We start from the raw sequence: 22,494 nt of genomic DNA, 5'->3' as shown, positions 1-22,494 counted from the left end.
ATGCTCTTTTTACAATTCATTTAATAAATTTTTCCAGCCCTGTTTTTCAGCTTCAACTGTGAATAATTTTGCTCGCTCACAACATTGTTGACTTAATTTTTCAACAAAATTTGCATCACTTTCCGCCTTTAATAAAATTTCACTCAGCGCATTTTCATCTTTAACAGGAAAGTAACCTGCATAATCATCCCCTAGCAATCCAACCGAGCCATCAATATTAGATGCAATCACAGGCAGACCAGCGACTGTTGCTTCTGATATAACATTTGCACCACCTTCCATTACCGAAGGCAATACCATTAACCGGCATCGTCGATAAGCTTCACACACATCATTATGTGATACTTCACCAAACCATTGGTAACGATGGTTATTTTTCATTTCTTCTCTGGCAAAACCTGCCCACTCATCATTGTGCGCTTTACCATAATGCAGAACCCGTATACGACTTTCTTCAGGTAAATTTCTTACCGCATACGCAACCCGCATTGAATCCTTTTCTTCTCGTAAATGACCAACAACACAAATATCAAATGTATCAACTGAACGCCCTATCGAGCACTCAACGGGTAAAGCCGACTGGTGTATAACGTGAACTTTATTTCTCACTGATTCGGGCAATACCCGATCAGCCAGACGATGCAATGTAACGAGTTTATCTGCTAAATGAATTGATGCTAAAGTTGGCTCTGGGTGAGTATTAATGAATCGATATAAATCTGTTCCCGTCATCGCAAGAACTAAAGCACGATCAGGAAACTTCTGTTTAAACTGTGCAATAGATTCAGCACTACGCCATGCATGTAATGCCAGCATGACATCATAATCTGTGCCATCCCACGACACACTAATATCGACCTTATGACCAAGCTCAATTAAAAAATCAGCCCAACGTTGTGCAGTGGCACGGTTTCCATTTAGTGACCCGGGGGCTGCAGGTGTTATTATTCCTATATGCATTTTTATATATTAGACTATTAAACTCTTCTCTAAAAATTAAATTTAATCAAATATGCCTGATTCAAAACTAACCTCACAAGAAATAGAATCATTAATTACTGATTTAAAAGATTCACGACAGCGCACCCTTGCCTTAATTAATGATCTTGATTCACAGCAACTCATCGGCCCAATGCTGGACACGGTTAATCCACTCTTATGGGAAATAGGTCATACCGCCTATTTTTATGAATACTGGATTTTACGAGGACTGCATGGTGCTGATTCATTTTTAGAAAATGCCGATGCACTTTACGACTCAATTACCATTGCTCATAATGACCGCTGGGATTTACCCCTGCTATCTCTGGACGAAACAAAACATTATATGCAGCAGGTACTCGATGCTGTTATTCAGGTTTTGCTAAGCAGTCGTGTAACCGTGCAGGATGTTTATCTCAGCCGTTACGGCGGTTTTCATGAAGACATGCACACAGAAGCGTTCACTTATACCCGGCGAACACTAAACTACCCGTCACCCTCCCTGCCTGATTGTTATTTCAATGCAGAACAAGTTAACGCTGTGCCCCTTGAAGGTGATGTAAATATAAAAGGTGGTGAATATTTATTAGGCGCAGCAGAAGATATTGAATTCTGTTTTGATAATGAAAAATGGCTACATCCTGTTCAGGTAAAAGCCTTTGCTATTTCACGCACTGCAACCAGCTATCAGCAATATGCAGATTTTGTAGATAACGATGGTTATAACAATAAACAGTTCTGGGATGACGAAGGCTGGCAATGGTTACAGTCAAATAATATAAGCGCGCCGAATGGCTGGGAAAAAGACGATAATGGAAACTGGTTAATTAAACAGTTTGATCAATGGATAACGTTACGCCCCAACGCAGCTGTTATACATATTAACTGGTACGAAGCAAAAGCCTGGTGTCGCTGGGCAGGTCGTCGCTTACCCAGCGAGGCAGAATGGGAACTGGCCGCTTCAGGCTCACCTGACAATATTAATGAAAAGCGCACGTTCCCATGGGGGAATGAAGCCCCCACAACCAAACTTGCCAATCTAGATGGTTATGCCATGGACACTATTGATGTAAATGCACTAGCCGAAGGTGACAGTGCATTTGGTTGTCGACAAATGATTGGCAATACATGGGAGTGGGTAGAAGACACATTCAACCCATACCCGGGATTTGTTGCTGATATGTACGAAGATTATTCTCAACCCTTATTCGGGCAAACCAGAGTTTTACGTGGCGGCGCCTGGACGACTCGTGCGCGAATGATTCGTAATACCTGGAGAACGTATTATGGGCCGGATCGTAATGATGTGTTTGCAGGATTTCGAAGTTGTGCGTTGTGATCATCCTACTGACTAATCCCCTCGTATGATTGCTTTGTTCGGGGAAAAGTAAATTGTATAGAACTGACAATATTACATAACTTAGCTAAAACAGGTTAACCCTCGCTTTTTGAGCGCCAAAAAACGGCGCTCTTTCCCCGATAGAGATATACCCTAACTAACAAAATCAAACTCAATCGGCTCGAGTTTTTCTTTCTCCTTATCAAACTCGCTCCATAACTCAGCATAAGTTTTATTAACCTCAGGATGAGTCAGATCAGGCGCAACTTCAGCCATTGGCCATAATACAAATGCTCTTAATAAGATTTCATCTCTTGGAATCTGGAGTTTGTCCTGATTTATAATCAGGTCATCATAAAGCAAAAGATCCAGATCCAGCGTTCGTGATGAAAAACGTGGACCACTGCGGTCGCGACCATTTTCATCTTCAATCAGGCGTAATGCCTGAGCCACTTTCAATACATCATCATCGGTTTGCAGGCCAATCACCATATTGTAGAAACTGTCACCCTCAAAACCCACTGCTTCACTTTCATAAACAGATGACAGCACCAGCTCACCATAGCGTTTCTGCAAAGCATCAACACCAGCACGAGTCAGCTCCTCTCGATCAATATTGCTACCTAAACTGATATATACCCAGGCCACGTTATTACTCTTTAGACCGCTCTATTAATACACCCACATCCTGTGAGCCAGTTACCGCCCCCGGCTTACTTAAGCGTAGTCTGAGCCAGGGCACATTAAAATCATTGAGGATAATCTGTGAGCACTTCTCAGCAAGCGCTTCAACCAGCTGAAACTCCGATTTTTCAACAAATTCAATCAAGGCCTTCGCAACTGACTTATAATCCAGCGTATCATCTATATGGTCGGTTTCACCGGCACGGCGAATATCCGTACCCATTTCCAGGTCGAGACTGACGATTTGACGGATTTCACGCTCCCAGTCATAAATACCAATTACAGTTTCGATGCGTAAATCGCGTATAAAAACAATATCCATAGTTTCAACTTCACAAAGAGGGGGTTAATTATCAGATAATAAAAAGGCATCAAGCCTTGAACACGTACTCAAGCTAATAGCAAGTTTTCAATAAATTCAACTAGTTAGCGAATAGTTTGCCATTAATATTTGACGATACTATACAATGAAGCACATCAGGCTGCCAATACCCTGTATTAAAGTGCTCGTAAATAGTCATAATGACTTGTTTACCCCCCCTAAATCCGGTATCATCACGCCCCTCAGATTTCTAGAGCATGTTCGGTATAGACATCAACCTGCTCTTACTATATTTAAAGTTTTAACTGGAGTCATCCATGTCTAGAGTATGTCAGGTCACAGGTAAGAAGCCTATGTCCGGTAACAACGTATCACACGCAAAGAACAGAACACGTCGTCGTTTTTTGCCTAATTTACACAACCACCGTTTCTGGGTGGAGAGCGAAAAGCGTTATGTAAAATTACGCGTTTCAACATCAGGTATGCGTCTTATCGATAAGAAAGGCATAGACACTGTATTGACTGAAATGCGCGCTCGCGGCGAAAAGGTTTAGGAGAAGACTATGCGTGAAAAAATTAAATTAGTTTCATCTGCAGGTACTGGTCACTTCTATACCACAGACAAGAACAAGAAAAACATGCCTGAAAAGATGGAGATCAAAAAATTTGATCCTACTATTCGTAAGTATGTGATGTATAAAGAAGCCAAGATCAAATAATACTGATCAAATAAAAGTTTCGTTATATTTCTAAAAAACCTGCTTATATAGCGGGTTTTTTTATGCCTGAAATTTATATTTAATTTGCCGACCAAATCAATATAATTGTTATGGTTTTAGACTATATTTAGAGTCTGAAACAACCAAATTATAAAGAACATTAATAATGGCTGAATTTTTTGTCGGACGACAACCCATATACACCAAGGATCTGGATGTATATGCCTATGAACTAATGTCTCACTCGGCCAGTGAAGACAACAATGAAAGCATTCAAGCCGATATGGCTACCTCACAGGTAATCATTAATACTTTTATGGAAATTGGCATCGATAAACTGGTCGGTAAAAAAATTGCATTTATTACCCTGACCGAACATTTTTTACAAAGCGATTACGAGCTGCCTCTTCCTGCAGACCGGGTAATATTAAAAATACCCTCATATGTCAATGTAACCAATGAAGTAATCGACGGCACTAAACGACTTGCCGACGCAGGATTCAAGCTGGCTCTGGACAACTACCTGCAACACCCCTCTTTACAGCCACTTGCCAGCATGGCGAGCATTATTGATATTAATATTGAAAATCTGGCTGCTGCTGAGATACGCGCCCATTTAAAAATATTAAAAAAACTCCACCCGGTTATTCTGGCTGATCATGTAAAAGATCATGATGCTTACGATATTTGCCGTGATGTAGGTGTTGATTATATTCAGGGTTATTTTCTTAATCGCCCGCGCATTGTTAGCGGTGAATCACTGGACTCCAACCAGATGAGCGTAATCAACCTGCTCTCTATTTTGCATAACCCGGAAACAGATACGGATACGGTTGTTGATACCATTAGTAAAGACGTGGCATTAAGCTACAAAATATTACAGTTAATGAATTCTGCATTCTTTTCAAGATCAACAAAAATTGAATCTATTCAACATGCCACTGTTATGCTGGGACGCAAACAACTTTGCACATGGGCATCCATGATGGCACTGAGCGGTATGGACAATAAACCCCGGGAACAGGTACGCATATCCATGGTTCGTGCGCGCAGCTGTGAATTACTCGCAGAAAAAGCAAACCTGAAACCAGCAGATAGTTTTTTTACAGTCGGTATGTTTTCCTCATTAGACTTACTTATGGATCGCAGCCTGGAAGAGCTCATCTCTCCACTACCATTAGCCGATAGTATAATTGCCGCATTATTAAACCGTGAAGGTGATCTGGGCGAAGCCATTAACTGCACACTGGCTCAGGAAGAAGGCGACTGGATGAATATTCGTTTTGCCAATTTAAGCACTGAGGAATTATCTGATATTAATATAGATGCCATTAACTGGGCTGAGGATGTATTAAATAGTATATAACTGTGTTATTTTTTAATTTTTATATAACAACAAATTACCCCAGTCATCAACTAGACAAGACCAGCCTGCATCTATTAATGTTGTAGAAACCGTTTCAAGAATTAATGCCGGACCTTTTATTTTTTGCCCTTTAGCAAGCTCTTCTCGCTGATAGACATTAATCTCTTCCTCGAAACCATAACAGTCTATTTTTTGAACAGTAGCTATTTTTTTATTTTCCGATAATTCGGGTAATTTAAAAACCGTCTCATCTCCTTTGATACTTACACGCAAATTAACCAGCTCCACATCTATTTCCAGGTCGTGACCATAGGTGTTTTTATGAAGCTCGTGAAAGCTCTGCTCAAGTTGATTTAATTCATCTGACCAGGGTAAATTTAATGTAAAACTCTGCCCCTGATAACGTAAATCGGCTGAACGTTGAATTCGAGGCTCTACTGTTATTTCATCCTGTAGTTCGTCTATACCCCGAGTCTCCAGTTCAACAAATAAACTCTCTATATTCTTTCTGTCACTGCTTAATAATTTCTGAATACAGGAGTGCGATAAATCACGACCTGGCACTGCCACTAACATGCCTAATGCTGACAGCACTCCACCATGAATCGGCACAATTGCACGCTGCATTTTTAATGCATCCGCCAATGCACAGACATGCAAACCACCAGCACCGCCAAAACAGGTTAATGCAAATTCCTGCGGATCAAAACCACGCTGTACAGATATTGTGCGAAGCGCTCTCACCATATGCTCATTAGCAATTTCAATAATGCCCTGTGCTGACTCTTCAACTGACAAGCCAAGCGGAACCGCTATTTTTCCTAATGCTTCTCTGGCAGCCGCAACATTTAACTGCATGCCTTTACCTAAAAAACCTTCCGCCTGTAATCGCCCCAACACCAGATTTGCATCCGTCACGGTTGGGAGAATACCTCCCTGGTCATAACATGCGGGCCCGGGACTTGCCCCGGCAGATTCCGGCCCGACATTTAATAAACCACCTGCATCCACATACGCTATTGAACCACCACCTGCCCCAATGGTATGCATATCAACCATCGGCACCGCAACCGGATACTGGCCAATATAACCTTCAGAGCTTAATTTTATTCGCTCATCAATCAAAGCGACATCTGTTGAAGTGCCACCCATATCAAAACTCATTAATTTAGATTCACCACTCAGACCCGCAACATATAAAGCCCCCTTAAGGCCACCCGCCGGACCAGAGAGCAATAAATTAACGGCATATTTACCCGCTTGCGCTGCCTGAATAGTACCGCCACTACTTTGTAAAACTGATAAACATGGCCTGACGTCATACTTACCGGGCTTTTTCTCCAGCCCCCGCAACAAGCGATAAAGATAACCCTGCATCAAAGGCCCGACATAAGCATTCAACACCGTTGCCATACCCCGTTCATATTCTTTATATTCAGGTAAAACATCACTGGAACAACAGACAAAAATAGATTCAAGGCTGTCGGTTAACTGTTTTTTTATTTTCTGCTCCTGAATATTATCAACAAAGGAAAATAACAGATTAATAGCAACAGAAGCGGGGGTTATTTTTTCAATCGTCTTTATTAAACAATCTATATCTGACTGATTTAAATCCTTTAACAACTCACCCTTTGCACTCAAACGCGTATTAACTTCAATACAGCAATCAGCAGGTATTAATGGCAGCGAAGGCTCTGGCATCAAATTATATAATTCACGTCGCGCCTGTCGGCCAATCGTAAGCACATCAGCAAAACCGGTATTGGTGATATAAACAGTTTTAACACCTTTACCTTCAAGCACTGCATTCGTTGCTACAGTAGAACCGTGAATAAGATGCAAACCGTCCAGTGAAATACCCAGCTCATCTATACCCTTCAAAATGGCTCTTTCAGGCGCGTCAGGTGTAGACAGAACCTTATGTATCTGAATTGATTTACCATCAAAATATACAAAATCGGTAAATGTTCCACCGGTATCAACACCGAGCCAATGAGTTAACATAATAAAATCACATAAGATAAAAAAGACGTAATGCCATTCTACTATCTTAAGAACATCTTTAAAGCTTGTATGCTGACTATTTCCTGATATTATTTTGCTCCATGTCAGCACTTATTCAGGCCAGAAATTTACACAGATATTATGGAGACACCCATGCGGTAAACGATGTCTCTATTGAATTACATAAAGGCGAAATTCTTGCTTTACTTGGCCCCAATGGCGCAGGTAAATCCAGCTGCCTGCAAATGCTCTGCGGCGTACTCGCACCCAGTGCGGGCGAAATAATAATTAATGACGCAGATCTGATCGACAAGCCCAATCAGGCTAAAAAAAGCATCGGATACCTGCCTGACAAACCACCACTGTATCCGGAACTAACAGTCGAAGAATACCTGACTTATGCCGCACGTTTACGCCGTGTTAATAAACACCAGATAAAATCATTGCGTGATCAGGCGATTCAACGATGCGGACTGGAAAAACACCATAAACGACTGATAGATAATCTGTCTAAAGGTTATCAGCAACGTGTAGGCATCGCTCAGGCGATTATCCACCAGCCTGAAATCATTATTCTTGATGAACCAACCGTAGGGCTCGATCCGATTCAAATGGTTGAAATTCGCAAATTAATACTTGAGCTTGGAGAACAGCACGGAATCATTTTATCCACTCATATATTACCGGAAGTTCAGGCAGTATGTAGTCGTGTACAAATGATTCATCAGGGAAAATCAGTTATCAATAAACAAATTTCCGAACTTAAAAAATCCAGTCAGATTAATTTACGGCTGCAAAACGCACCCGATTTATCTTCTTTACAATCATTACCAGAAGTAGAGTCAGTTATAGAAGTATCTCCCAATTATTATCAGTTAAATGGCCAGAACATACATGGCTCTCTTGCTGATATCAGCCAGCATTGCGTAGAAAAACAATGGGGATTACTTGAAATATGCACGAGAGAAAACACACTTGAACAGGTGTTTCTTGATTTAATTTCCGGTGAAGGCAATCAAGATATCGAGAGTGCAGCATGATATTACAAATAGCTTCCAGGGAACTGCGCAGTCTGTTTTTATCACCACTGGCCTGGATAATCATGGGCATTGTTCAAGGCATAATGGCGTGGAAATTTCTTGGTTTTATTGATTATTTTTTTGAATTACAACCAGATCTCATCAACATTAAAAATGCACCGGGCGTAACCGATTTAATCGTTGCCCCTCTTTTTGATTTTTCTAAAGTGCTACTCTTAATAATCTGTCCACTTATTACCATGCGCCTTCTGAGCGAAGAAAAACAGAGTGGCTCACTAAAATTACTATTATCCTCACCGGTATCAATGACTGAGATTGTTCTTGGAAAATACCTGGGAGCTTTATCATTTTTTAGCATCATTATTTTATTGATAAGCCTGATGCCTCTTTCATTACTGTCATCTACCGATCTTGATATGGGTAAATTTGCATCTGGTATGTTAGGTCAGTTTCTGACTATTGCAGCATTCATTTCTCTTGGTTTATATATGTCATCGCTGAGCAGTCAACCAGCTAATGCGGCTGCCGGCACATTTGGCCTGCTAATTCTTCTTTTAATAATCAATATAGCGGGTAGCGCAACAACTGAAGGTAATAACTTTTTTAATTACCTGTCGATAACCCATCATAGTATTCAAATGTTACGCGGTATCGTTAATACTGCAGATATAGCCTATTTTATTTTATTTAGTCTTGGCTTTATCTTACTCAGCATACGCCAGCTTGATTCTCAACGGTTGCAGAGTTAATGATAGTTACCCGAAAATCAAAACTTCAATATCGCATACAGCACATATTATTCATATTGCTATTACTGGCCTGCATCGGTTTTTCCGGCTGGTTAAGTAATGAATACAATCAGCGTAGCGACTGGACAGCTGGAAAACGTCATTCATTAAGCAATGACACATTACAACTATTAAGTCTGCTGCCCTTTGATGTTAAGTTACGCAGCTACCAACCAGACGATCCGGCACTGAATAAAGCTATCAATGAAATACTGACACGTTATAAAACTAACAAGAATAATTTTACATTCCAGCTGATTAACCCTGATATTTTTATTGAGCAGGCCAAAGCAGATAACATTCAACGTTATGGACAGACAGTTATTGAATACAATGGAAACACAGAACGCATTGAAAAACTATCTGAAGAAGCCATAACTAATGCGCTGATCCGTTTACAGCGAGCAATAAAACCTGAAATATACTTTTTAAGTCAACATGGAGAGCGCAGCATCAATGACGACTCACCTGTTGGTTACAGTCAACTTGCAGGTAAATTATTAACCAGAGGTTTCGATGTTAAAAATATTAATTTACTACAACAAAGCCTAACAACTAAAAACACCATACTAGTACTGGCCTCTATAAATAAGCCACTACTGGATAACGAACAGAAAAAAATACTACAGTATATTGAAAATGGCGGACATTTATTATGGTTACAGGATCCGTCAATAGATGATTCTCAATCAACATTGAGCAAGCTCCTGAATATAAACTTTGTCGCTGGTGTTGTGGTTGATAACAATCAGGAAGTTAACCGCATGCTTAAACTTAGTCACCCAGCAATTATTCCTGTTCTTGAATACAAAGTTCACCCTATAACTGAGAAGATGCAGTACTTCACTTTATTCACCACCGCTGCTGCTATCACCAATGACAACAATAACAGCGAATCCGACTGGCTGGTTTCAGACCTGTTAATCACATCAGATAGCAGCTGGTCTGAAACAAAAAACTTTATACTCGGTGTTGAATTCAATAAAGAAGAAGATTTTTCCGGGCCACTGGTTATTGGCATTGCACAACAACGCGAAATATCATCCGCAGAAAAATCATCCGACCAACGTATTGTCATAATTGGCGACACCGACTTTATTGCTAACAATTACCTTGGCAATGGCGCTAATCTTGATTTCATTCTCAACACTTTCAACTGGCTTGCACAGGACGATCAGTTAATTTCCATATCACCAAAAGACGCGCCTGATTTGCAGCTTAACCTTTCTGCACCAGTTGCTGCCATCTTAGGCCTTTTGTTCCTGATTGCACTTCCTGTTTTATTTTTTATAATCGGTGCAAGCATCTGGTTCAAACGGCACAAAAAGTAAAGCCTTAATGAATAATAGAACTTTAGTTAATATTGGTTTATTTGTTTTTTTAATCATTTCAATTTTTATATTTTCAAATCGAAATGATAATATAAACATCAACCTTTTAACTTCGATGAATACAGATAAAATAAACACCATTCAAATACATAAAAACTCAACCCATGATATAAAATTTAATAAAGACAACAACAATATCTGGCGCATGACTAGCCCATATAACTTAAAGGCTCATCAATTTAGAATAAACACCTTGCTAGGCCTGATACAGACACCTGTTGATACTCGTTACGATATAGAGGCACTTGATTTAAGCGATTATGCATTAGAGCCACCCAGGGCTCGAATAACATTTGACCAGACAGATGTTTTATTTGGGAAAACCAACCCGGTTAATAACAAACGTTATTTACTCGCAGACAACAAAATGGTTTTACTCAATGATCAGGTCTACCCATTAGTCAGCGCGCAGGCTGCCAGCTTTATAGATTTATCTCTTATTCCTGATGATTTTACTATCAAACGAATTGAAACTCCTTCCACCTTAATCCAGCTTGTAAATGATACATGGGAATCTTCAAAAGCAAATAAACTCAATGCCGATCAGATACAGTCTTTACTTCAACACTGGAAATCTGCACAGGCTTTTGCTGTTCATAAATATATGCCTCGTAAACAACTCGGAAAGATAGAAATCAGAGACAGGTCAGAAACCATTACTTTTGAAATAACAGATGATGATCCATGGCTTATCCTGGCCATACCAGAAATAAACATTGAGTACCACTTAGATAATTCTCTTAAAAATATCTTATATGGAAACTTAAAGCCGGACTCACCCGATGCCTGAGTTACCTGAAGTAGAAACATCACGACGAGGAATTAAACCACACATCCTTAACAAGAAAGTAACTGATGTTATTATTCGACAAAAGAATCTTCGCTGGCCTATACCCTCATCAATAAAGAAACAACTGAGTGGTCAAAAAATTCAAACAGTTGAACGCAGAGGGAAATATATATTACTCACTACAGAGGCTGGTACGGTCATTCTGCATCTTGGCATGTCGGGTAGCTTACGTATTCTCAATAAATCAACACCACCTGATAAACACGATCATTTTGATATCATCTTTAGCAATAACAAAGTATTACGTTTACGTGACCCCAGACGCTTCGGCGCAGTTTTATGGACAAAAAAAGACCCATTAAAACATAAGCTTTTATCCAAACTGGGACCCGAACCTCTCGAAGATGAATTCACGGCACAGTATCTTTTTGAATCAAGCAGAAATAGAAAGGTCGCTATTAAAACATTTTTAATGAACAGTCATATCGTGGTAGGCGTTGGTAATATTTATGCAAATGAATCTTTGTTTACGGCGGGCATTAATCCAAAGCGTTTAGCACATAAAATATCACTCCAACGATATGTAAAGCTGGTTAGCGCTGTAAAAAACATATTAAAACGTTCAATTGAGCAGGGCGGCACTACATTGCGTGATTTCACACAACAGGATGGAAGCCCCGGATACTTTCAACAGACATTATTAGTATATGGCCTGACCAATAAACCCTGCCCTAACTGTGGTAAAGCCATTAAACAGATTACTCAGGCCCAGCGCTCAACTTTTTATTGTACAAACTGCCAGAAATAATAAAAACAGCTGTTTAGCAGGCTTTATATTATTCTAATAATATTCTAGGATATCCATATAGATATTATTGAGCGTAGAGATGGCAAAGAACAAAAAACAAAAACCCATAGATATAGGCAACATCATTGGTGCTGTTATTTTCATTACTATATTTTTTGGTTTAGTCTTTTTAGGATTAACTGCAAATAACGAAGACCCGTTTAATAGCAGTTTTTTTGAAGATGTGGGTAAGGTAATGAGTGAGGAGTAAAGGTATAAGGAAATTTAAACCCGGAAGCCGCAGCCTCAAGCTCTTGACTTAAGACTTACGACTTTGGACTTACGACTTTTTAAAGCTTATCAGACTCTGATGCAAGATAGTCAGCTACACCTTTAGGTGACGCATCCATACCTTTATCACCGTCTTTCCAGCCAGCAGGACAAACTTCACCATGCTCTTCGTGGAACGCAAGTGCATCGATCATGCGTAACATTTCATCAATATTACGACCTAGAGGCAGATCATTAACAACCTGGTGTCTTACCATGCCATTAGTATCAATCAGAAAAGAACCACGGAAAGCTACGCCTGCATCAGGATGCTCAACATCATATGCCTGACAAATATCATGCTTAACGTCAGCAACTAATGTATAACCAACCTGGCCGATGCCGCCATCATTAATTGCTGTATTACGCCATGCATTATGAGAAAACTGAGAATCAATTGATACACCAATTACTTCGACATTGCGTTTTTTAAACTCTTCCAGACGGTGATCAAAAGCAATTAGCTCTGATGGACACACAAATGTAAAATCTAATGGATAAAAGAAAACAACTGCATTTTTACCTTTAGTTGCACTCTTAAAATTAAAATCTTCAACAATTTCGCCATTACCTAATACTGCTGCTGCAGTGAAATCTGGCGCGTCACGACCGACTAGTACACCCATGAGAGTCTCCTTAGTTATTATTCTCTATAACAAATCAGTAATACCTGATCTGTAAGAAATATTATTAAAAAATCAGACCCGTAAGATAAAGTTAAATGGAGTAAATTCAAACCCTTTTCTTTCAATATTGCGTAAATAATATCTATCAGTCCGATAGATAAATTCAATAACTAACAAAAGCCCTTAAATAATTGCTTGTATTATTTTGCCTTAGGACGGAAAACCTTAATTATTTCTTCATTCGCCTCAAGAAAAGGCCCTTCAATTAAGTCCACACAATAAGGGATAGCAGGAAAAACAGCATCCAGACACTCTCTGATAGACTTTGGTTTACCGGGAAGATTAACAATTAAGCTCTGCCCTCTGATACCCGCTGTCTGACGAGACAAAATTGCTGTGGGCACATACTGCAAACTCACCTGACGCATTAACTCACCAAAACCAGGCATCATTTTTTCACATACAGCAGCCGTCGCCTCTGGCACCAGATCTCTTGGGGCTGGCCCTGTACCACCTGTGGTTACAATCAAACAGCATTTAGATTTATCTGCCATTTCAATCAGGGTTTCTTCTACGCCCGGCTGGTCATCCGGTATCACTTTATAGACAGGCTCCCAGTCTGATACCAGATACTCGTTTAAAGTATCAATAATAGCCTGCCCCGAAAGGTCCTCATACACACCAGCGCTAGCACGGTCTGAGGCGGTTAATACGCCTATTTTAATTTTGGACATAGTTAAACCTGTCAACATTGTGAAATGAACCCTATTATATCAATTTTTAATCCATAAAATTCTTATATAATTATTTAAATTAACTACTAAACTTATAGCTATGAGTAAACCAACAGACATTGAGTTAAAAACCGCACTGGTTGCAGCTGGCACAATGAAAGAACACGATAAAGATCCCTTCTATATCGCAAAATCGCTGCTCAATCATAACTTTCGCCTGAAGTATTACGAAGAATTATTAACTGCTGCTGATCGTTATATGAATCATGGTCTGGCAGAACATGAACGTATGAAGTTATTACGCTGTATTGAAAAAATCAAAGAAGAAGAAACACGCATATCAAAAAGCGATAGTGATAGCTTCGGTCTGGAATAATTGCTGATTAATAATTCAACCCATTAATCAGCAATAATTTTAGCTTTTCCTTCGCCTCGTTTATCAGATGCGGCCGTCATTTTTTTATTTCTTTTATCCATCACTACCACCTGCATATTTCCCCAGCTTTGTTGTGCCTGTTTTAACTTATGTTTTTTATTTTTTAACACCAGTAAAGTTTCATTACTGAATGCTTGCGGCTCATACGCAACACTATCAGGCAAATACTGATGATGGAATCTCGGTGCGTTTACAATACCGTCTGCATCGTCACCAAAGTAAAAACGCAAACTACCAAGCAGCACCATAGTAATAATACGACTGCCACCGGGTGTACCAATCACAGCCATACGATCATCTGTTTCAAGAAAAGTAGGCGACATACTCGACAACATACGTTTACCCGGTTCAATGGCATTAGCTTCAGCACCAACTAATCCATAAGCATTCGCTACACCCGGCTTAGCAGAAAAGTCATCCATTTCATCATTAAGCAAAACACCGGTGCCTGGCGCAACAAAACACGAACCAAATGGATAATTAATTGATAAGGTTGCTGACACACGATTTCCCTGGTGATCAATTACAGAAAAATGCGTTGTATCCCTACTATTATTTTCATGCACAACACCAGGCAGCAATTCACTCGGCATCGCTTTGTCCGGATGTATGCTGGCCGCTAAACCCGCCGCATAATCCTGACTGATTAAACGCTCAACCGGCACTGAGACAAAATCTGTGTCACCTAAAAACTGAGCCCTGTCACGATACGCTCTACGCATAGCTTCAATGGTTAAATGAATTAATTGAGGTTTATCTAAATTACTTAAAGAATAATGAGACAACTGATTCAGAATTTCTACTATTGCTATACCTCCTGAAGAAGGTGGTGCAGCAGAAGTAATTTTCATTTCATGAAACTTTCCTGTGATGGGTTTACGCTCTATTACAAAATATTTTTTTAAATCTTCATGACTCCATATTCCTCCCGCCTCTGCAACACCGCGTATTAACTTTTGCGCCAACGCTCCCGTATAAAAACCTGCCGAACCTTTTTCTGCCATTAACTTTAATGTTTTTGCCAGATCAGCCTGCTTAATAATGTCACCTTCAACGGGCACATCATTATTTTTTAAAAAAATAGATGCCGCTGCTGGTGATGCCCTGAGTGCTTCAAGGCGAAACTTGATCATACGAATATAATGAGGTGTAACTACAAAACCATTTTCCGCATACTCAATAGCGGGTTGTAAGCTTTTATTTAAACTGAGTTTTCCATATTTTTTAGATAAATGTTCAAGTGCAGCTGGCACACCGGGAATGCCGGCTGCCAGTGCGCCATTCATTGACGCACCCGGAATGACATCACCTTCTTTATCAAGATACATATCGCGATGAGCTTTTAAAGGGGCTTTTTCTCTGCCATCAATCATGGTTTCAAAGCCATCGCTACTTCGATGCAACAACCAGAAACCACCACCACCGATACCCGAACTATAGGGTTCTACAACTGCCAGTGCGGCACTAATTGCAACTGCCGCATCAAATGCGTTACCACCCTGTGCAAGAATTTTCTCACCCGCTTCTGTAGCGAGTGGATGCGCAGTCGCTATGCCAGCTTCAGCTCGTAAATTTGTAGAGAAAATGAATAGTAGTATGGCTATGTAATATTTCATTTTTTATGGCCTTTTAAAGAAGTCGTAAGTCTTAAGTCAGTAGTCGTCAGTCAAAGCAGTCAGGCTTCGCCTGTTTAGCTTTTGTCTTTGTCTTTTGTCTTTTGTCTTTTGTCTTTTGTCTTTTGTCTTTTGTCTTTTGTCTTACGACTTACGACTTAAAAAAAAGGCTCCATATAGGAGCCTTTTTTAAAATCAGGTAGTATTTATTCCCCGGTGAGCAATTTGTATTTATCCATCAGCTCGTCTTCCGTCTCTTCATGATCCGGATCTTTAGGAATACAGTCAACCGGACATACCTCTACACACTGAGGTGTATCATAATGCCCGATACATTCGGTGCATTTACTCGGATCTATCTCGTAAATTTCATCACCGGCTTCAATTGCCTCATTTGGACATTCCGGTTCACATACATCACAGTTAATGCATTCGTCAGTTATGATCAATGCCATTTTTTAGCCCTACTTTATAAATTTAAAGAGTCTCACGGGGAGACCGGTAATATTAGCGGATGATTATACCTTATAACAGGTCAATTCGCCCTTACTTGTCACATGCCTTTATGCTGAATACTTTTCCTGCAGCGCATCCACAACTAATGGATGCACAAATTCAGATACATCACCTTTATGGGAGGCTATTTCTTTCACCAGTGAAGACGAAATAAAACTGCTCTTTTCAGAGGGCGTCAGAAACAGGGTTTCTATTTCTGCAGCCAGATGTCGATTCATACTCGCAAGCTGCATCTCAAACTCAAAATCTGAGACTACTCGTAACCCTCTGAGAATCACGTTTGCATGCCTTTTGCGCACAAAATCCACCAGTAAATCTGAGAAGCCACAAATTTCGACGTTATTATGTTTATCCAGCACCTGTTCTGCAAGTCGAATTCGATGCTCTAAATCAAGTAAAGGCGCTTTTGACGGGCTTGCTGCAATGGCAACAATGACCTTATCAAACAAACCCGATGCTCTGGCTACCAGATCACTGTGACCATTGGTAATCGGGTCAAAAGTACCCGGGTAGACTGCTATCACCGACATGGTGTTTCCTCTTAAATAAACTAATGGGTAACCCTGATCGTCAGCTAAAACTAACTCCTACAGGAGAATTCATAACTGACAACCGGGGCACACTGCTCTTTACCCGTCGTAATTCCGCCTGACTAGATAATAGCTTACCTGACCGGCTTTTTTCTCTCTTACAACATTCCAGCCCTGTGGTAACTCCGGCAGGTCATCTTTACGATCCATCTCAAGATAGATGCAGGCATGCTCAGACAAACACTGCTTATCTTCCAGTAACTGACAGGCCGGTGCAAGATAGTCACTCGCAAACGGTGGGTCGATAAAAACTATATCAAAAATAGTCGGCGGGTTTGAATTTAACCAGCCAATGGCATCCTGTTGCAGGACCTGAACGGTATCTGCATTTAATTCCTGCACATTAGCATTTAATATTCTTACTGCCGGGCTCTGTTTTTCCAACATCAATACAGAAGCTGCACCTCGTGACGCTGCTTCAAACCCCAGGGCACCACTACCCGCAAATAAATCCAGACACTGCGCACCGGCCACATCATTCTGCAACCAGTTAAATAATGTTTCACGCACACGATCAGTTGTCGGCCTTAAACCGGGAAGGTCTGCAACCTGTAAAAATCGGCTACGCCATTTTCCACCAATGATACGGAGTTTTCCTGCGGAAGCTTTTCTCTGTTGTTTTGCCATTGTTAACTTCTGTAGGTACGCCTTCAGGCGCACATTATATCATTTATGTTTTTTAAACTTTTGTGCACCTGAAGGAGCACATACAATTTATTGCTACCACATTTTTCGCTCCCACGCAGAGCATGGGAACGAGACAAAAACTGCTCTTTCAGCATAACTAAAAGTGGTGTTATTTACTCCTGATCACTCTTCGCACCGACTATCACCGTCAACATCTTATCCGGATGAACTCGACGTTTTAATGCATCATCTACTTTTATCTTATCCTGTTGATTCACGCTACCAACAAAAGTATCCAGATAATCCAGCGGCAGATCATAAAAACCAATCACTGATAAGTATTCTACAATTTTCTTGTTGCTATCAATGCGCAGAGGAAAACCACCGGTAATATTTTTTAAACTGTCCTGCAACTCATCCTGCTCCGGACCTTCATTTACATATTTTTTTAACTCTAAATTAATAATACCCATCGCCTGTTCAAGTTGGTCGTTACGTGTTTTCAAACCAATCATGAATGGGCCCTGTGCATGCATGGGTGAATAATAACTATACACACTGTAAGCCAGACCACGCTCTTCTCGCACTTCCTGCATTAAACGTGAACCAAAACCGCTACCACCGAACGCATGATTAGCCAGATACAATGCATAGTAATCCACATCCCCCCTGGCCATGCCTACCTGCCCCATCATCACACTACTTTGTCTTGATGGAAAATCTATGTGAATAGTTTTTGCTTCTGTTAACGCTTTCACTTCAGGTAATTTTTTAGCATGTTCTCCCGCAGGTAAATCTGCAACCAGATCAGCTGCTATTTTTTTAGCCTCTTCTGTTGTCAGCTGACCAACAATGCCAATTACCGCATTTTTTGCGACATAGTATTTTTTATAAAACGCTTTCAGATGATTCAGTTTTATTTTTTTCAAACTTTCATCTGTACCTTCACTGGGTTGTGCATAAGGATGATCGCCATACAACTCAGCATAAAAACGTAATGATGCAATTGTTGCGGGGGATTGTTTTCCTGCTTTCACTGAAATTTTTAATCGTTCAATTTCACGTTTAAAAGACGCTTTTGAAAAATCAGGTAAACTTAAAATATTTTTCAGATTAATTAATGCAGGCTGCAAATATCGATCATCACGCAAACTACGCACACTTAACCACGCCATATCTTTTAAAGAACCATTACTAAAAGAAGCGCCAACCGCTTCAAACTTTTCGGCTAGCACTTGCGCATCATCACCCGCGGCACCCTCAGATAACAAACCATTAGTCATGATTGCAGTGCCAGCCAGGTTGTTACCTACTTCCGAATCACGTGCACTACCCGCATCAAAAACAATACGAACATCAACCATCGGAATATCATTTGATGGTACAAAATAAACATCCGCACCGTTTTCTGTCTGCCAATGCTGAATATCAGGTGATGCAAATACCAGGCCCTGAACAAACAGAAGGCCTAATGTAACTAAACTTTTATTAATGACCATGACGACCTCCTGCAGCAGCTTTTCTTCTCTTCTGTTTTGCAGTATCTGTCGATTGCGGATCTAATACAGCCACTGTCAAACTATCATCCTGTAAATATTTTTTTGCCACTGCCTGAACCTGCTCTGCAGTTACCTGCTGAATGTTTTTCAGGTATTCATCTTTTTTCTGCCAGCCAACACCCACAGTTTCTAAAGTACCCAACTGCATCGCCTGATAAAAAACAGAATCTTTTTCATAAACTGATGAGGCCATTACCTGTGCTTTCACACGATTAAGTTCCTGCACGGAGGGTGCTTTATTTTGAATTTCACTGATCTGTTTTTTAATCGCGACTTCCAGCTCTTCAACACTGTGACCTGCTCGTGGCATACCATCAAATAAAAATAATGTTTGCTGTCTTGCATAAGGGTCATAACCCGCACCGGCAGACGTTGCAATTTCTGTTTCACGCACCAGTCGCTGACTTAAGCGACTACTGTCACCACCATCAAGTACACCCGCAAGCACTTCTAATGCATAAATATCTTTTTCATCTTTTGCAGTATTCATTACGGGTGCTTTATAACCCATTAATAAATAAGGAACCTTTGCCGGCACTTTAACCGTTATACGCCGCTCACCCATTTGTTTAACTTCACGACGCGGTTTAGGTGGCGTAATGTCCGAAATTTCTAATACACCGAAATATTTTTCAGCCCATGTTTTTATCTGTGCTGGGTCAACATCACCTGCCACCACCAGGGTTGCATTATTCGGTGCATACCAGGTTTTATACCACTGACTTAAATCTTTTAATTCCATACTATCCAGATCTTCCATCCAGCCAATGATTGGCTGCTGGTAACTGGAATTAATAAAAGCGGCTGCATTGAATCGCTCATAAGTTAAAGAAGTTGGTTTGTCTTCTGTGCGAGAGCGACGTTCTTCTTTAATAACTTCAATTTCTTTTTTAAATTCTGCTTCATTTAACTGAAGGTTACGCATGCGATCAGCTTCATGTTCAAAACATAACTCCAGACGATCACTGGATATGCGTTGAAAGTAAGCCGTGTAATCCTGCCCGGTGAAGGCATTTTCACTGCCGCCATTAGCCGCAATAATTTCCGAGAATTCACCGGGTTCCAGTTTTTTAGTTCCCTTAAACATCATATGCTCAAGCGCATGAGAAACACCGGTTACCCCGTCATACTCATAAGAACTGCCCACCTTGTACCACACCTGTGAAACCGCAACCGGTGAACGGTGATCAGGCTTAACCAGCACTTTCATGCCGTTATTCAGCATAAAACTATGCACACCCGACTCACTCACACTGATTTTCGACTCAGTTTGTGTCGTTTTACCCGGATTCGTCTGACAGGCAGACAAACCTAACATCAAGCCCGAACACACGAGCAATGCACTGTATTTCTTTAAAATCATTCAATTTACCCTGTAAGTAAAAATAGGTGGTTAAAGTAACTATTCCAACTATAAATGGCTATATCCCGGAGATATTCACCCGTTTACGCTTAACTTATCAATCCGATCTGAAGAATAATGACCGGAATACTTAACCTGAGTTCCACGCGATGATAGGATAAGCCCCTCCTTATACACAAGCACTTTAATAAATTATGTTTGGTTTTTTACGCCGCGACAAAGAAAATTCTGAAGTTACCTCTGAAACTGATAATGAGAACTCGACAGAACTCAGCAATGAAAGCAGCACACCTGCAATAAAATCAGGTGCATCTTTCACACCTGCAGGGGCACGCAAGCAGGTTAGCAGCCCAGCGCCAGCACAAGCTGAAGAAGCATCACCTGCTGTTATAGAAGTCACACAGGAAGAGATAAAAGAAGATGCAGCAAAAGAAACCCGTGCAGACATTCAGCAAGACAACACTGAAATAGAAAAACCAGAAGAGAAACCAACAGAGGTAAAAGGCGGCTCTTCATTTACACCGCCAACCGCTGAAGAATGGGCAAAAGCAAAAGAAGAAAGCTCGTTTGTATACCTTAAAGATAGCCTGGATAAAACACGTGCAGGATTAACCGATGGCATGGCTGACCTGCTACTGGGCAAAAAGGTCATCGATGAAGAGTTACTCGAAGAACTGGAAATGCGCCTGCTGACAGCAGATGTAGGAGTAGAAGCCACCGATCGCATTATAACCGACCTGACTAAACGTATTTCACGTAATGAGCTTAAAGATCCGATTGCCCTGTTTAATGCTCTTTGTGATGATATGGTTGAAATTTTACAGCCCGTAGATCAGCCACTTGTTATTGATGAAACAAAATCACCTTTCGTTATTCTTGTTATCGGCATTAATGGTGCGGGTAAAACAACCACCATAGGTAAACTGGCAAAACGTTATCAGGCACAGGGAAAATCTGTTTTACTTGCAGCCGGTGATACCTTCCGTGCAGCGGCAGTTGAGCAACTACAAACCTGGGGCGAGCGCAATGAAATTGCGGTTGTAGCACAGGGAACCGGTGCAGATTCCGCATCGGTTATTTATGATGCCATTGAATCAGCCAAATCAAAAAATATCGATATCGTTATCGCTGATACCGCAGGACGTTTACATACTCAAATGAATCTAATGGATGAGTTAATTAAAATTAAACGCGTCATGGGTAAACTGGATGATTCAGCTCCTCATGAAACCCTGCTCGTTATGGATGCGGGTTTTGGCCAGAATGGTTTAATACAGGCTCAACAGTTTAATGAAGCGATGGGTATTACCGGTTTAATTCTGACTAAACTCGATGGCACAGCCAAGGGTGGCATTTTATTCGCTATCGCAGAAAAACTGGGCTTACCCATTCGTTTTATCGGTGTGGGTGAAAGCATTGATGATCTGCGTGAATTTCATGCAACTGAATTTGTTGATGCACTATTAGATAAAATACCGGATTAGAAGATAGTCGTAAGTCTTAAGTCGTTAGTCAAAAGCTTAAACAAAGGAGTTGTTATGCGTTTTGAAGATATGGATGTTTGGAAACGGTCTTCTCGGTTATCGGTTGAAATTTATCGTTACCTTGTTGATTTGAAAGACTTTGGGTTTAAGGATCAGATTACCCGTTCCGGATTATCTGTTCCTGGCAACATTGCTGAAGCCTTTGGGCGGGATACTGATAAAGATAAGCGTAATTTTTTGAATTACGCCAAAGGCTCATGTGCCGAGTTAAGAACTCAAATATATAGGCATAGAAATTGGCTACATTTCCAGCGCGACTGGTAACATCTGGATAAAAGAAACCAAAGAGCTATCAGCCATGTTGACAGGGCTTATGAAGTATCTAAAATTTTGACTTACGAC

At 40.5% G+C, this 22,494-nt stretch carries 21 protein-coding genes and 2 pseudogenes; 11 read left to right on the top strand and 12 right to left on the bottom strand.

The annotated features are described in order from the left end of the window. Positions 1–9 precede the first annotated feature (9 nt). The gene (locus tag DIZ80_11935; protein RDH82966.1) at positions 10–960 is read right to left on the bottom strand and encodes a TIGR04348 family glycosyltransferase; all 951 of its coding nucleotides are present in this window, start codon (positions 958–960) and stop codon (positions 10–12) included. A 52-nt stretch (positions 961–1,012) separates the two neighbouring features. On the opposite strand from DIZ80_11935, the gene DIZ80_11930 reads away from it, so the two are divergent. Next, positions 1,013–2,320: an ergothioneine biosynthesis protein EgtB gene (locus DIZ80_11930; protein RDH82965.1), complete on the top strand. Its 1,308-nt coding sequence runs from the start codon at positions 1,013–1,015 to the stop codon at positions 2,318–2,320. Positions 2,321–2,473: 153 nt separating this feature from the next. Here DIZ80_11930 and folK read toward each other — a convergent pair whose 3' ends face one another. Next, positions 2,474–2,968: a 2-amino-4-hydroxy-6-hydroxymethyldihydropteridine diphosphokinase gene (folK, locus tag DIZ80_11925; protein RDH82964.1), complete on the bottom strand. Its 495-nt coding sequence runs from the start codon at positions 2,966–2,968 to the stop codon at positions 2,474–2,476. Positions 2,969–2,972: 4 nt separating this feature from the next. Further along, on the bottom strand, positions 2,973–3,326 hold the full coding sequence (gene folB / locus DIZ80_11920; protein RDH82963.1) for a dihydroneopterin aldolase: 354 nt from the start codon (positions 3,324–3,326) through the stop codon (positions 2,973–2,975). 317 nt (positions 3,327–3,643) lie between these two features. Here folB and DIZ80_11915 point away from each other — a divergent pair. Both DIZ80_11915 and DIZ80_11910 read left to right on the top strand, forming a co-directional pair. After that, positions 3,644–4,045 (top strand): annotated as a pseudogene (locus DIZ80_11915) (hypothetical protein). Positions 4,046–4,211: 166 nt separating this feature from the next. Continuing rightward, positions 4,212–5,411 (top strand): hypothetical protein, encoded by a 1,200-nt coding sequence (locus DIZ80_11910; protein ID RDH82962.1) that lies wholly within the window; start codon positions 4,212–4,214, stop codon positions 5,409–5,411. Positions 5,412–5,423: 12 nt separating this feature from the next. On the opposite strand, the gene DIZ80_11905 is transcribed toward DIZ80_11910, so the two are convergent. After that, entirely contained in the window at positions 5,424–7,418 is a 1,995-nt protein-coding gene (locus DIZ80_11905; protein ID RDH82961.1) for a hydantoinase, read from the bottom strand. Between the two features lie 101 nt (positions 7,419–7,519). On the opposite strand from DIZ80_11905, the gene DIZ80_11900 reads away from it, so the two are divergent. From DIZ80_11900 to DIZ80_11880, 5 genes are read left to right on the top strand one after another with little or no spacing between them, the layout of a single operon-like run. Further along, positions 7,520–8,458, top strand: a complete 939-nt coding sequence (locus DIZ80_11900) for an ABC transporter ATP-binding protein (GenBank protein RDH82960.1) — start codon at positions 7,520–7,522, stop codon at positions 8,456–8,458. Then, entirely contained in the window at positions 8,455–9,207 is a 753-nt protein-coding gene (locus DIZ80_11895) for an ABC transporter permease (protein ID RDH82959.1), read from the top strand. Before DIZ80_11900 ends, DIZ80_11895 begins: the two co-directional genes overlap by 4 nt. Further along, the gene (locus DIZ80_11890; protein RDH82958.1) at positions 9,207–10,577 is read left to right on the top strand and encodes a hypothetical protein; all 1,371 of its coding nucleotides are present in this window, start codon (positions 9,207–9,209) and stop codon (positions 10,575–10,577) included. Before DIZ80_11895 ends, DIZ80_11890 begins: the two co-directional genes overlap by 1 nt. Before the next feature lie 7 nt (positions 10,578–10,584). Further along, positions 10,585–11,427, top strand: a complete 843-nt coding sequence (locus DIZ80_11885; protein ID RDH82957.1) for a hypothetical protein — start codon at positions 10,585–10,587, stop codon at positions 11,425–11,427. After that, the gene (locus DIZ80_11880) at positions 11,420–12,235 is read left to right on the top strand and encodes a DNA-formamidopyrimidine glycosylase (protein RDH82956.1); all 816 of its coding nucleotides are present in this window, start codon (positions 11,420–11,422) and stop codon (positions 12,233–12,235) included. Before DIZ80_11885 ends, DIZ80_11880 begins: the two co-directional genes overlap by 8 nt. 329 nt (positions 12,236–12,564) lie before the next feature. Here DIZ80_11880 and DIZ80_11875 read toward each other — a convergent pair whose 3' ends face one another. Together DIZ80_11875 and DIZ80_11870 are read right to left on the bottom strand one after the other, a co-directional pair. Then, the gene (locus DIZ80_11875; protein RDH82955.1) at positions 12,565–13,170 is read right to left on the bottom strand and encodes an alkyl hydroperoxide reductase; all 606 of its coding nucleotides are present in this window, start codon (positions 13,168–13,170) and stop codon (positions 12,565–12,567) included. 200 nt (positions 13,171–13,370) lie between these two features. Then, positions 13,371–13,904, bottom strand: coding sequence for a molybdopterin adenylyltransferase (locus tag DIZ80_11870; GenBank protein ID RDH82954.1), 534 nt, complete (start codon positions 13,902–13,904; stop codon positions 13,371–13,373). A 100-nt stretch (positions 13,905–14,004) separates the two neighbouring features. On the opposite strand from DIZ80_11870, the gene DIZ80_11865 reads away from it, so the two are divergent. Beyond that, a complete protein-coding gene (locus DIZ80_11865; GenBank protein RDH82953.1) occupies positions 14,005–14,280 on the top strand; it encodes a hypothetical protein in 276 nt (91 codons plus the stop codon). Positions 14,281–14,303: 23 nt separating this feature from the next. Here DIZ80_11865 and ggt read toward each other — a convergent pair whose 3' ends face one another. The 6 genes from ggt to DIZ80_11835 form a co-directional block, all read right to left on the bottom strand. After that, positions 14,304–15,956 carry a gamma-glutamyltransferase gene (ggt, locus tag DIZ80_11860; GenBank protein RDH82952.1) on the bottom strand — a complete coding sequence of 551 codons (1,653 nt, stop codon included), beginning with the start codon at positions 15,954–15,956 and terminating at the stop codon, positions 14,304–14,306. A 203-nt stretch (positions 15,957–16,159) separates the two neighbouring features. Further along, positions 16,160–16,408, bottom strand: a complete 249-nt coding sequence (locus DIZ80_11855; protein ID RDH82951.1) for a ferredoxin — start codon at positions 16,406–16,408, stop codon at positions 16,160–16,162. 108 nt (positions 16,409–16,516) lie between these two features. Next, a complete protein-coding gene (locus DIZ80_11850) occupies positions 16,517–16,999 on the bottom strand; it encodes a pantetheine-phosphate adenylyltransferase (GenBank protein RDH82950.1) in 483 nt (160 codons plus the stop codon). A 99-nt stretch (positions 17,000–17,098) separates the two neighbouring features. After that, the gene (rsmD, locus tag DIZ80_11845; GenBank protein RDH82949.1) at positions 17,099–17,686 is read right to left on the bottom strand and encodes a 16S rRNA (guanine(966)-N(2))-methyltransferase RsmD; all 588 of its coding nucleotides are present in this window, start codon (positions 17,684–17,686) and stop codon (positions 17,099–17,101) included. Between the two features lie 173 nt (positions 17,687–17,859). Next, the gene (locus DIZ80_11840) at positions 17,860–19,185 is read right to left on the bottom strand and encodes a peptidase M16 (GenBank protein ID RDH82948.1); all 1,326 of its coding nucleotides are present in this window, start codon (positions 19,183–19,185) and stop codon (positions 17,860–17,862) included. After that, the gene (locus DIZ80_11835) at positions 19,175–20,563 is read right to left on the bottom strand and encodes a peptidase M16 (protein RDH83166.1); all 1,389 of its coding nucleotides are present in this window, start codon (positions 20,561–20,563) and stop codon (positions 19,175–19,177) included. The genes DIZ80_11840 and DIZ80_11835 overlap by 11 nt, the downstream gene beginning before the upstream one ends. Before the next feature lie 239 nt (positions 20,564–20,802). Between DIZ80_11835 and DIZ80_11830 the strand changes: the two genes are divergently transcribed. Next, positions 20,803–22,092 (top strand): signal recognition particle-docking protein FtsY, encoded by a 1,290-nt coding sequence (locus DIZ80_11830; GenBank protein ID RDH82947.1) that lies wholly within the window; start codon positions 20,803–20,805, stop codon positions 22,090–22,092. Between the two features lie 54 nt (positions 22,093–22,146). Beyond that, positions 22,147–22,486 (top strand): annotated as a pseudogene (locus DIZ80_11825) (four helix bundle protein). Positions 22,487–22,494: the final 8 nt, after the last annotated feature.

The organism is endosymbiont of Galathealinum brachiosum, assembly GCA_003349885.1.
GTDB lineage: Bacteria > Pseudomonadota > Gammaproteobacteria > SZUA-229 > SZUA-229 > SZUA-229.
The sequence above is the reverse complement of the archived record's forward strand: the minus strand, read 5'-3'. Positions and strand labels throughout refer to the sequence as shown.